Source organism: Anabaena subtropica FACHB-260 (assembly GCF_014697105.1).
Taxonomy (GTDB): Bacteria; Cyanobacteriota; Cyanobacteriia; order Cyanobacteriales; family Nostocaceae; genus Trichormus; species Trichormus subtropicus.
Genome location: NZ_JACJRF010000032.1, coordinates 49,599 through 61,067 on the forward strand (window position 1 = coordinate 49,599; position 11,469 = coordinate 61,067).

11 protein-coding genes, 2 tRNA genes and 1 pseudogene are annotated in these 11,469 nt (G+C 41.5%); 11 read left to right on the forward strand and 3 right to left on the reverse strand.

Annotated elements, in window-relative coordinates:
- Positions 1-30: 30 nt before the first annotated feature.
- Complete coding sequence (locus H6G18_RS17310) at positions 31-669, reverse strand: Uma2 family endonuclease (protein ID WP_190408340.1); 639 nt, start codon at positions 667-669, stop codon at positions 31-33.
- 371 nt (positions 670-1,040) lie between these two features.
- On the opposite strand from H6G18_RS17310, the gene ffh reads away from it, so the two are divergent.
- From ffh to H6G18_RS17345, 7 genes are all read left to right on the forward strand, one after another.
- Positions 1,041-2,510: a signal recognition particle protein gene (gene ffh / locus H6G18_RS17315; protein ID WP_190408341.1), complete on the forward strand. Its 1,470-nt coding sequence runs from the start codon at positions 1,041-1,043 to the stop codon at positions 2,508-2,510.
- 192 nt (positions 2,511-2,702) lie between these two features.
- On the forward strand, positions 2,703-2,969 hold the full coding sequence (gene rpsP, locus H6G18_RS17320) for a 30S ribosomal protein S16 (protein ID WP_190408342.1): 267 nt from the start codon (positions 2,703-2,705) through the stop codon (positions 2,967-2,969).
- Entirely contained in the window at positions 2,926-3,366 is a 441-nt protein-coding gene (locus tag H6G18_RS17325; protein WP_190408343.1) for a KH domain-containing protein, read from the forward strand. The genes rpsP and H6G18_RS17325 overlap by 44 nt, the downstream gene beginning before the upstream one ends.
- A 325-nt stretch (positions 3,367-3,691) precedes the next feature.
- Positions 3,692-3,868, forward strand: coding sequence for a 30S ribosomal protein S21 (gene rpsU / locus H6G18_RS17330; protein WP_190408344.1), 177 nt, complete (start codon positions 3,692-3,694; stop codon positions 3,866-3,868).
- Positions 3,869-4,201: 333 nt separating this feature from the next.
- Positions 4,202-5,155, forward strand: a complete 954-nt coding sequence (locus H6G18_RS17335; RefSeq protein ID WP_190408345.1) for a PhoH family protein — start codon at positions 4,202-4,204, stop codon at positions 5,153-5,155.
- A 39-nt stretch (positions 5,156-5,194) separates the two neighbouring features.
- Positions 5,195-5,599 (forward strand): ChuX/HutX family heme-like substrate-binding protein, encoded by a 405-nt coding sequence (locus H6G18_RS17340; RefSeq protein WP_190408346.1) that lies wholly within the window; start codon positions 5,195-5,197, stop codon positions 5,597-5,599.
- An 82-nt stretch (positions 5,600-5,681) separates the two neighbouring features.
- The gene (locus H6G18_RS17345) at positions 5,682-6,476 is read left to right on the forward strand and encodes a DUF6816 family protein (protein WP_190408347.1); all 795 of its coding nucleotides are present in this window, start codon (positions 5,682-5,684) and stop codon (positions 6,474-6,476) included.
- 13 nt (positions 6,477-6,489) lie between these two features.
- On the opposite strand, the gene H6G18_RS17350 is transcribed toward H6G18_RS17345, so the two are convergent.
- A complete protein-coding gene (locus H6G18_RS17350; RefSeq protein WP_190408348.1) occupies positions 6,490-7,803 on the reverse strand; it encodes an NAD(P)/FAD-dependent oxidoreductase in 1,314 nt (437 codons plus the stop codon).
- A 315-nt stretch (positions 7,804-8,118) separates the two neighbouring features.
- Here H6G18_RS17350 and H6G18_RS17355 point away from each other — a divergent pair, with 315 nt between their 5' ends.
- From H6G18_RS17355 to H6G18_RS17370, 4 genes are all read left to right on the forward strand, one after another.
- Positions 8,119-9,936: an ABC transporter ATP-binding protein gene (locus H6G18_RS17355; protein WP_190408349.1), complete on the forward strand. Its 1,818-nt coding sequence runs from the start codon at positions 8,119-8,121 to the stop codon at positions 9,934-9,936.
- A gap of 148 nt (positions 9,937-10,084) precedes the next feature.
- Positions 10,085-10,167, forward strand: a tRNA-Tyr gene (locus tag H6G18_RS17360).
- A 60-nt stretch (positions 10,168-10,227) separates the two neighbouring features.
- A tRNA-Thr gene (locus tag H6G18_RS17365) sits at positions 10,228-10,299 on the forward strand.
- A 203-nt stretch (positions 10,300-10,502) separates the two neighbouring features.
- Positions 10,503-11,375 carry a sulfurtransferase gene (locus tag H6G18_RS17370; protein ID WP_190408350.1) on the forward strand — a complete coding sequence of 291 codons (873 nt, stop codon included), beginning with the start codon at positions 10,503-10,505 and terminating at the stop codon, positions 11,373-11,375.
- Position 11,376: 1 nt separating this feature from the next.
- On the opposite strand, the pseudogene H6G18_RS25345 reads toward H6G18_RS17370, so the two are convergent.
- Positions 11,377-11,469 (reverse strand): annotated as a pseudogene (locus H6G18_RS25345) (IS982 family transposase); the annotation flags it as partial.

An 11,469-nucleotide genomic window follows, 5' to 3' on the forward strand; every position in this document is an offset into this window, starting at 1 on the left:
GTTGCGGTTCATTTTGAATTTTGAATTGATTCATCGATGCTCAATTTTACTTTTAACCCAGCCACGAAATTCTCGAATCAAATCTAAATAATCTTTCTGCTCAACCTGCTCTAAAAAGTTAACTATTTCTAAAACAGGCAACCCAGGAAAAGCCAAACTCTGATCAACATTAGTATACGTTTTATTTTGTAAAATGTGGATACTAAAAGTTTGGCGATCGTATACCCAAATCTCTGGTACACCCATTTCAGCATAAACTTCAAAACGATTTTTAGAACTACTGCTGATATCAATTTCTACTACCAAGTCCGGTGGCGGATCTTGCTGTAAATCAATTCTTGTTTTACCCTTAATTAAATTGATATTTTTAATATAAAAACATTCATCTGGTTCTGCTCCACTTAGTTCTGGGTGTTTAAAAGTTGTAGAACCAAGCGGTTGAATCTTAACATTTAATTCTTCTGACAAAGTTTCGACAAATCGACCCAATACTTTCTTATAAATTTCATGTTCAGGCGAAGGAAGCATAATTTCCAGATTACCCCGATTGTAAGTAAGTCGGAGGCGACGACTAGCACTCAGTTCAACTAGCAAATTTTCGTAAGTTTGCCAACTAATCCCTGACAGGTGAACAATTTCTGTAGATTGAATGAGAGTGTTGCTAGTCATAAGTAATACTTTGAGATATGTTCTCTCTTTAATCCCTAATAATAGATGAATTATCATTCGCCGTTAGCGGTAGATACATCTCTATACAGTGAGTTCTTTGTTGTTCCAGCAATCACCCATCAACCAGGAAGTACAGGGAGCAACCAAGCGAATTATGACCGCTTTTGCCTTCTAATCCAGTAGCATCATCGGCAAATATAAATTTAGATGTTCAGTTAGCCACTTTAGCCACCCAACACAAAGGTAGGTATCCTCTGCTCAAGTCGCGGGAAAAACTACTAAGCTGGTAAATAGCACATTATAAAAATTCCTGAATCGCATTATATAGCTGATTCGGACATCCCCATTGGCTCAATAACTGTAACTAAGATATGTTTGACGCATTAGCAGACCGTTTAGAATCCGCCTGGAAAAAGCTGCGCGGGCAAGATAAAATTTCCGAATCTAACATTCAAGATGCTTTGCGGGAAGTGCGCCGCGCCCTATTGGAAGCAGATGTTAACCTCCAAGTAGTCAAAGATTTTATTAGCGAAGTTGAAGCCAAGGCCCAGGGAGCCGAAGTTATTAGCGGCGTGCGACCTGACCAGCAGTTCATCAAGATTGTTTACGATGAGCTGGTACAGGTGATGGGGGAAGAGAATGTTCCCCTGGCGGAAGTGGAACAAAAGCCCACAATTGTTTTGATGGCTGGTTTACAAGGTACTGGTAAAACCACAGCCACCGCCAAATTAGCTTTACATTTACGCAAATTAGAACGCAGTTGCTTGTTGGTAGCTACAGACGTATATCGTCCAGCCGCTATTGACCAGTTGCTCACACTAGGTAAACAAATTGACGTACCAGTGTTTGAATTGGGAAGCGATGCAGACCCGGTAGAAATTGCCCGTCAAGGTGTGGAACGTGCCAGAGCCGAAGGTGTGAACACGGTCATCATTGATACAGCAGGTCGTCTGCAAATTGACGAGGATATGATGGCGGAATTAGCCCGCATCAAAGAAACCGTCCAGCCCCACGAAACATTGCTGGTGGTGGATTCGATGACTGGTCAAGAAGCCGCAAACCTCACCCGTACTTTCCACGAGCAAATAGGTATAACTGGGGCAATTCTTACCAAGATGGATGGTGATAGCCGTGGTGGTGCGGCGTTATCGGTACGGCAAATTTCGGGAGCGCCGATTAAGTTTGTGGGTGTGGGGGAAAAAGTCGAAGCCCTACAACCATTTTACCCAGATCGTATGGCATCCCGGATTTTGGGTATGGGTGACGTGCTGACACTGGTAGAGAAAGCCCAGGAAGAGTTTGACTTAGCTGATGCTGAGAAAATGCAGGAGAAAATCCTGTCAGCGAAGTTTGACTTTACCGACTTTGTGAAGCAACTGCGGATGTTGAAAAATATGGGATCACTGGGGGGTATCCTCAAGATGATTCCAGGGATGGGTAAACTCTCAGATGACCAACTCAAGCAAGGAGAAACCCAACTCAAGCGGTGTGAGTCGATGATTAATTCCATGACCATGCTAGAACGCCGCGACCCCGACTTACTTGCCAGTTCCCCCAGCCGACGGCGACGGATTGCGTCTGGTTCCGGTTATAAAGAAGCCGATGTAAATAAACTGGTGGCTGATTTCCAAAAAATGCGATCGCTCATGCAGCAAATGGGTCAAGGTAATTTCCCCGGAATGCCGGGAATGTTCGGTGGTGGCGGTGGTATGGGTAATGCCTTCGCTGGTGGGGGCAATCGTCCCGCAGCTCCCGGCTGGCGCGGCTACAATAGCGGTAGTGCAGGGACGAAAAAGAAAAAGCCCAAAGACAAAAAGAAAAAAGGTTTCGGCAATCTTTAAATCAATAGTCAATAGTCATTAGTCGTCAGCCTAATTTACAGGTTTGCTCACACTCGACTGTGGACTATTGACTCTGGACTAATAGCACGAAACCCTGGGCAAGTGCTAAAATTAGCATTTCAGTAAAAGAAGTTCTGAATCAAGACAGCAACTTCCTCAATTACCTACAAATAGGAGAATGTTTCTTCAATCATGATCAAACTGCGCTTGAAGCGATACGGTAAAAAGCGGGAAGCGAGCTACCGCATTGTCGCCATGAATAGTCTCTCTCGCCGCGATGGTCGCCCCTTAGAAGAATTGGGATTTTACAACCCTAGAACTGATGAAGTGCGATTAGATGTCCCCGGCATCGTCAAGCGACTACAGCAAGGCGCTCAACCCACTGACACGGTACGTCGCATCTTACAAAAACAAAATGTCTTTGAACAGGTCAGTGCAACAACCGCAACCGCATCATAGTCTCACAGCCAATTCACTAACAACTAGTCCTAATTACGTTGGACTAGTCAAGTTTTTGATGCAGCCATTTTTAGAAGCTCCAGAGTCTTTAAGTGTCGATTGTGAAATTTCTCCAACCCTAAAACGGGCTTGGGTTCGCATCGCCTTTGAAAGTGCAGATAAAGGGAAAGTGTTTGGTCGAGGGGGACGAAATATTCAGGCGATTCGCACGGTAATTGCTGCTGCGGCACAACTTACTGGACAATCAGTTTACTTGGATATTTACGGCAGCACCACTCCAGGCCGGGAAGGTATGTCTGTTGAAGAAGATCAACAAGAACGTACACTTTTGCCCATATCACGAGAAAGAAGTGGAAACGCAGCACCAAGACCGATTGTTAAACCACGCACTCGCTAGTACCGCTACGCGGAATATCCTACGGGTAGGCTTACGCTGACTCAGGAAAGCAAGCTACAAAATTCAAAATTCAAAAAGCTGATTAAGCAAGCTTTTTACGTATTTTGAATAGTTGATTTATCTAATCTGTGCTGTACTAAGTTAAAAATAGAAGAGAAGCCTGAGCGGTTTTAGTTAACTCCGCTCAGAACCTTCGATAAATTTGGGAAGTGGTCAAAAAATACTTACATCTTTTGGCAGCTACCAGTAGAAGTTACCCACTGTATACAGTTAATAATGGTTATGCACAACTGTGAGAATCTCTGCCAGGAGGTGAATCCAGGGAGTGGCTGAAGTCCGGTTAGGGGAAAATGAGTCTATTGACTCGGCAATCAGACGTTTTAAAAAGAAAATTCAAAAAGCTGGGATTTTATCAGAAGTTAAACGTCGGGAAAGATACGAAAAACCCAGTTTGCGACGCAAGCGCAAAGCAGAAGCTGCACGCAAAGTTGGTCGCTACTAAATCAGAGCAGTGTCTTTGGTTATGATGGTGAACCTATTTTGAATTTAGTGAGTTAAGGTTGGCAGGTTTTTTAGCTCAACTCTTAATAAAGTAGAGACGTTATTGCGTCTCTACTTGAGAAATATTAAAAAATGATTAAATATTTTGGGATTTACAAAATTATAAAAATACAGTTCGTCAGTAAATTTAAATAAAACCTTGATAGAGTCGAGAATTAACGAGGTTTTTTATTATAAAATAGTATAAAAACTAACTAATCGAAAATGAGATAAAAACCTCAGGAAACTACTGAAATTTAGTAAGAATTGCTCTTCACAAATTAAAAAAATACTTATGGCAGATGCCTTGATAATTCAGCTGCCTAACATTCCCAGTACGATCGCTCTAGCTGGTGATAGAGAAGAAAACCTGAAAATCCTATCACGGCACACAGGAGCTAATTTAGTACTGCGTGGGCAAGAGTTACATATTTATGGTACGGAAACCCAAAGAGACTTAGCAGCAAAATTAGTGCGATCGCTAGAAAATATTTGGATTCAGGGCAATACTATTTCTAGTGCGGATATTTTAACTGCCCGTCAAGCTGTAGATAATCACCGCGAAGACGAGCTACAAGAACTACAGCGAGATGTCCTAGCCAGAACCCGCAGAGGCGAAGAAGTCCGAGCTAAAACCTTTAAACAACGCCAGTACATCGAAGCTATCCGTAAACGTGACCTCACTTTTTGCATCGGCCCGGCTGGGACTGGTAAGACATATCTCGCCGTTGTCGTCGCCGTCCAAGCGCTCCTCGCCAATCAAGTAGAAAAGCTGATTTTGACTCGTCCGGCGGTAGAAGCTGGGGAAAGGTTGGGTTTTTTACCTGGAGATTTGCAGCAGAAAATTAATCCTTATCTCCGCCCCCTTTATGATGCAATTTACGAATTCATCGACCAAGAGAAAGTCCCCAATTTGATAGAAAGGGGTATTATTGAAGTCGCACCCCTCGCCTATATGCGAGGACGTACCCTCAATCATGCTTTTGTGATTGTCGATGAAGCTCAGAATACCACACCCGCCCAAATGAAGATGGTTCTAACCCGTTTGGGTTTCCGTTCTCGCATGGTAATTACAGGTGACACCACACAAACCGATTTACCAATGAATCAACAATCAGGTTTAACAGTGGCTTTACAAGTTTTAAAGCACGTTGAAGGTATTGGTGTTTGTGAATTCACTCAAAAAGATGTCGTGCGCCATCCCCTAGTTCAGCGCATTGTTAGCGCCTATGAACAGTACGAGAAGTAATCATTAGTCATTAATTAATATTGAGAAAGGGTAACAGGTATGAGTGCAACTTTGAAAGAATTTTTAGAAGCTTGTGAAGACTTGGGAACTTTGCGGTTAATTGTTACTAGCAGTGCAGCTGTATTAGAAGCACGAGGCAAAATAGAAAAGCTATTTTATGCAGAATTGGCTAAGGGCAAATACGCCAATATGCACACCGAAGGTTTTGAATTTCACTTGAATATGGAAAAAATTACACAAGTGAAATTTGAATCTGGTGAAGCAAAAAGAGGTAATTTTCCAACCTATGCCATTCGGTTTTTAGATGAGAAACAAGAGTCAGCTTTGAGCTTATTTCTACAATGGGGTAAACCAGGAGAATACGAACCGGGACAAGTAGAAGCTTGGCAAGCCTTGAAAGAAAAATATGGTGAAGTTTGGGAGCCTATACCAACATTGCTTTAAGAATGTTCGTATTAGGGGCTTTAGCTTTAGCCCTCTCTAACAAGAATTGAAGGGCTGAAGCCCTGACTACAAACTTGTCAAAATGAAATTAACATTTACTATCAGGGTTATTTGTAATCTTTGCTTAATTGTTTTCTTGGTGCTGGGTTGGGGTGAAAAAGTAACCGCAGGTGAATTATCTGAACGCTTGGCTCATTTTCCTCAGTGGAAACAACTAACTTCTGTGGAGCCAGCTAAGGGAGATTTGGTTTACCCTGAATGGATGGCTGGAACCTGGGAAGTTAAAAGTACCTTGGTAGATTTAGCAGCACCTTTAGCGCCGGATATTGTTACACCTGGATTTGAAGGGAATCGTCAGCAATTAAATCAGCCCATGAGCTTTTTAGTGCGGTTTGTAAAAGCACAATCTTCGGTTGCTGGCTTAAAATTCATGCTTCAGCTAGATGCTAAATCAACAATTTTAGTGGCTGATAGAGCATTTAATAGTTTGAATTTAGCTAGGTCTTATTTAGGCGATGAAGCAGTATTGTCAGTCAAAGTAGATCCAGATTCACCTAATCGTCAGATTACATTTTTACGTGGTGAACGTCAGTTAATTTCTATAGTTACGGCAAGAGGTACAGAAACTACACCAGATGGTAAATTTATTACTACAGAAGTTTTTCAGCAATTATTTAAAGGTGGTTCCTTACCTTACTTAAATTCAGTTGAATCTACTACCTCTTACCATCAAATGTCTACTTCATCTCCAGCAATTGAAGCAGATCAAGTTACTGCCGTCTACCTTTCACCCCAAGATCCAGATTACTTTACCGCAGGCGATCGCCCAGTTGCTCTTTATCGTTATCGTCTGGAATTCTTGCCTACAGCTAAATAATCAAAATATATTGTTAATTAACAGTTTTTGCTTGTACAAAAGCTTCTCGACCTGTAATTAATCTAGAGCGACGGTTACGAGTAATATAATTCCATGCCCACTGAAATACTACTAGTAATTTAGTATCAAACTCGATTAAGAAGTAGATGTGGATTAATAGCCAAAATACCCAAGCAATGAAACCTTGGAGTTTGATTAAACCTAAATCTACAACAGCTAAATTTTGTCCAATCATTGCCAAACTACCTACGTCATTGTAACGAAACTGTGGCAAAGTTTGACCTTTAAGCCGTCGTTTAATGAGTTTAGCTACATACTCTCCTTGTTGTGTAGCTACGGGTGCAACACCAGGTAAGGGTTTACCATTTTGATGGGAAAAGTTGCCTAAATCCCCCACTACAAAGATGTTTTTATAATCCCTAATAGTTAAATCCGGTTCTACGATCACACGTCCAGCGTGATCGCACTCTACACCTGTACGTTCTGCTAAGATTTGTCCCATTGGAGAAGCTTTTACACCTGCTGCCCACAATATAGTTTGTGAGGGAATTTCTTTGATTTCATTGCCTTGCTTGAAAGTAACAGTGTTATTTTCAATATTTGTCACTCTGGTTTTAGTGTGGATAACTACACCCAACTTTTCCAAAGATACTTGGGCTACTTGGGATAACTCTGGCGCAATGTGTGGAAGGATGCGATCGCCCCCTTGCAATAGTAAAATTTTTGTTTCTGAGGTGTCGATGCTGCGGAAATCTTCTTTGAGGGTTTTGTATGCCAATTCAGCGATCGCACCCGCCAATTCTACACCAGTTGGACCACCCCCGACAATCACAAACGTCAACCAAGCACGGCGTTTTTCGGGATCATTTTCACTTTCTGCTGCTTCAAATGCGCCAAATATCCGACGACGCATTTCTATCGCATCTTCAACAGTTTTCAAGCCAGGTGCAAAATCTTTCCAGTGATCTTTACCAAAATAAGAATGGTTAGCACCTGTGGCAACAATTAATGTATCATAGGGTACTATTTTATCATCCAAAATAACTTGTTGAGCTTTGGGATTGATATCCTTTACTTCTCCCAGCAACACTTGTGTATTTTTGCTTTTGCTGAATACAGCTCGTAATGGTGAGGAAATGTCACCAGGTGATAGAGTACCTGTGGCAACTTGATATAAAAGTGGCTGAAATAGGTGAAAGTTACGTTTATCGATCAGAGTAACATTTACATTCGCTGTCTTCAGCGTCTTTGCTGTATACAGTCCACCAAAACCACCACCAATGATTACAACCTGATGCGGTGACTTCTTTTCAAGTGAATCTACCATAAAATATATGTCCTATGTTAAGCGTCTTGTAACTTTTCTTAACAAAGATGTAGCAGAATTATGATATTGGTTGCCGCTTATTTAGAACAATTGAAAAAAGAATAAAAGTAGTCAAAGTTATTAATGATTCGTTTGAATGTTGACCAACTATTGAAAGTATTTAGCATCTGTTGGGATACAGCATTTCACAAACTATTACAGTGGTCTTTCTCTCCCAAATGGGCGATTTAATTATCCGGCTCTTGACTACAATTGTAATATTAATGTAGTATAGCAATTCCCAGCTAACACTCGCGCTCTTGGGCAGTGTGCATCATGGCTAAATTTAGAGATATTGTCAATTATTTTCATGACGACTGGAAGCTGAGTGTCTTCACTATTGCAGTCTCTAGCGTTTATGAAATTGTGGATTTGGTTGTGCCTTATGCAATTGGGCAAATTTTGAACGTTTTGTCCAATCAACCCTTGGATAAACCCTTAGAGAGTGCGATCGCCACTCTATCCCAATTAACTAATTACCCAGTGAGTAAACCTCTCTCCTTGGGTGTATTAATGGGTTTGATTTTCCTTGTCACCGTCGTGAGAGCGCCAACACAACCTTGGCTAACCAGTTGGTTTCATTGGGATATAGCCTTAAGATCACGTCGGGATAAAACCCAATCAGCGATTGAGAAAATTCTCACACTTCCCTTAGAATTTTATGATGTAAATAATCCGGGAAGAATTGCCGGACGACTAGGTAGAGGTCTTTCTAATCACACTTGGACATATCCAGAAATCGCCGGACAGTTAATTCCCAAACTATTTCGAGTGTTAGGAATTTTTGGATTTATTGTCTTGATTGAATGGCGGATTGCGATTTTCTATCTAATTTCTTTCGTTGTTATTCTCGGCTTTAGCTTGAGAAAGTTACAGAGAATAATTTGGCACGAAGGCCTTCTAGATAAATACATGGAAGACACTGAAAGCCGCACATCTGAACTAATCACCAATATCAAAACGGTGAAAGCTTTTGCTACAGAATCGAAAGAACTAAAACGACAAAAGCAACGTTTAGATCGTGAGCTAAAGGTGGTAGATTATCGCATTCACAAAGGCTATGTTAACCTGCTGACTTGGCAAAAAACTGTTATTCAGTTTTGCGTATTTAGCATCTTGGGTTTAACATTGGCTGCAACAGTAAGTGGTAGGGTTTCCCTCGGTCATTTCATCATGACTTTAACCTTGTCTAGCATGGCGTATTCTGAATTGGAACCGATTAGTACCCTAGCAGAAGTGTTTGCTCGTCGGTATTCTTCCATGCTGAGGTTTCACGAGTTTCTGCAAGAGCCGACTGGATACGATGCGGCTAGTCTTTTGGAAGAAGACGACACATCCTCACCCTACAAATTCACTGGCAAAGTTGAATTCTCCCATGTCAGTTTTGGCTATGATGCTAGCCGGAAAGTGTTGCAAGATATCAACTTATTGATTGAACCATACCAAACAGTGGCATTAGTGGGTCGCTCTGGTTCTGGTAAGTCTACCTTAGTTAAACTACTGTTGCGCTATTTTGAACCACAAGATGGGCAAATTTTGATTGATGGTCAAGATATTCGCACTTTGAATGTAGGTAAGTATAGACGCAGATTGGCGATCGTTCACCAAGAAGTAGACGTTTTCAACGGTACAGTTTTAGATAACCTCACCTACGGTAGACCTGAGGCTACTTTTGAGGAGGTAAAAGAAGCCTGTAGAATCGCCAGAGTTGACGAAGTCATGCAGCACTTACCCCAAGGTTATTACACCGTTGTCGGGGAACGTGGAGTGAGGTTGTCTGGTGGACAAAGACAGCGTTTGGGAATTGCTAGAGCCTTGCTTGTAGAACCAGATGTGCTAATTTTTGACGAAGCCACCTCTAGTCTAGATTATGAATCTGAGCGTGCAATTCAATTGGCGATGCGATCGATTCAGGGTACCTGCACCACAATCGTCATCGCTCACCGTCTAAGTACAGTCCGAGAAGCAGACAAGATTGTAGTTCTAGACCAGGGAAAGATTGTAGAAGTTGGTAGCCACGATGAACTTTTGAGTCAAGAAGGTATTTACCGTCGTTTGCACTCCCTGCAAGAAACAGGTGAACTTTTAGATTAGGCTGTTTCGTAGTAAGCACTTAGGGCTGGGAAAATTCAGAACTAAAGTGCTTACAACAAACTCTAGTTTCTTGGACTCCCAAAAATTTTTTATCACCCCCTTGCCATTTCTAGAATACGCTGCTATTATTGTAAATCGTGGGACATACGGGTCGGTGTCCGAGTGGTTAATGGAGACGGACTGTAAATCCGTTGGTTTACGCCTACGCTGGTTCAAATCCAGCCCGGCCCACCTTCAATTTTAGATTTTGAATTTACATACAATTCAAAATCTAAAATTTTCAAAAAATTTGCCCGTGTGGCTCAGTGGTAGAGCACACCCTTGGTAAGGGTGAGGTCACGAGTTCAATCCTCGTCACGGGCTTTTAATACAATTCTATATGAGAAGTTGTAGCTAGCTGTATGATTTAGTTTTTACTTACTAGTATCACTTTTCATATATATAGTTGCATGGAAATTGTCTAGCTATTTAACACTCAAAATTCATGCTTGTGTGATTTTTATTTCAAACCGCAAATTCACTGGGAGCGATAATGCCTAAGGGTACGATAACAGAAGCATTAACGCGTGAATACAAAACTCCTCATCTCTCCTCCAGAACTCACGTCTCTGTTAGCAGAAAAATCCTCAAAAACTGTCATCATCGATACGCGCAGTCCCGAAGATTATGCTGTTTCTCACATATATCAATCTATCAATATCCGAGATTTTTTCACTTATCTTTTAGAGAATTCTTCCCCCTTAGGGTTAAAGAACTTGCAGGAGTATTTTGCAGAAATTATGAGCAAGTTAGGAATATCTGGTGGGGAAAGGTTAATTGTGTATGAAGATGCTTTAAATCAAGGCTACGGTCAATCTTGTCGAGCAGCTTTTTTACTCAAGTATTTAGGTTGCACTCAGGTATGGGTTTTACACGGAGGATATCAAGCTTGGCTGGCTGCTGCTTTACCTACCACCAATGAAGTACCTGAAAGAGAAAGCAGTATCTTTAGATTGCGTCCCAAAGCTGAGATGATGGTGACTACAACCGAGATGTTGCAAGCACTTGACAATCCAGAAATCATAAAATTAGATGTGCGCGATAGCAATGAGTGGCAAGGACTAAGTTCTTCTCCCTACGGTACTGATTTTTGTCCCCGCAAAGGGAGAATCCCTAATTCTATCTGGCTGGAATGGCATCGTTTAATGAAATCTGAATCTGGAATCCCTATGTTCCGTTCACCAGCAGAAATATGGGAAATTTGCCAATCAGTGGGTATTACTTCCGAGTCTACTGTGTATGTTTACTGCTTTAAAGGTTCTAGGGCTGCTAACACACTGATTGCGCTACACGAACTAGGAATTGATGCCAGAAATTATTTTGGCTCTTGGAATGAATGGTCTCGTGACTTTTCTTTACCCATCGATAGTCATCTAATTCATAATTCACGTCTAATGTGAATTAAAGAGAATGAGACTGGAAGGTGAGAACATCAATACCAAAAAGGCGGCGAAGCAATTTGCGTAGTGTGTGAGAGGCGATTTTGGCAGCAAT

Coding starts and splice junctions, on each gene's coding strand:
- H6G18_RS17310 (WP_190408340.1), bottom strand. CDS start 669: ATGACTAGCAACACTCTCATTCAATCTACAGAAATTGTTCACCTGTCA.
- ffh (WP_190408341.1), top strand. CDS start 1,041: ATGTTTGACGCATTAGCAGACCGTTTAGAATCCGCCTGGAAAAAGCTG.
- rpsP (WP_190408342.1), top strand. CDS start 2,703: ATGATCAAACTGCGCTTGAAGCGATACGGTAAAAAGCGGGAAGCGAGC.
- H6G18_RS17325 (WP_190408343.1), top strand. CDS start 2,926: ATGTCTTTGAACAGGTCAGTGCAACAACCGCAACCGCATCATAGTCTC.
- H6G18_RS17335 (WP_190408345.1), top strand. CDS start 4,202: ATGGCAGATGCCTTGATAATTCAGCTGCCTAACATTCCCAGTACGATC.
- H6G18_RS17340 (WP_190408346.1), top strand. CDS start 5,195: ATGAGTGCAACTTTGAAAGAATTTTTAGAAGCTTGTGAAGACTTGGGA.
- H6G18_RS17345 (WP_190408347.1), top strand. CDS start 5,682: ATGAAATTAACATTTACTATCAGGGTTATTTGTAATCTTTGCTTAATT.
- H6G18_RS17350 (WP_190408348.1), bottom strand. CDS start 7,803: ATGGTAGATTCACTTGAAAAGAAGTCACCGCATCAGGTTGTAATCATT.
- H6G18_RS17355 (WP_190408349.1), top strand. CDS start 8,119: ATGGCTAAATTTAGAGATATTGTCAATTATTTTCATGACGACTGGAAG.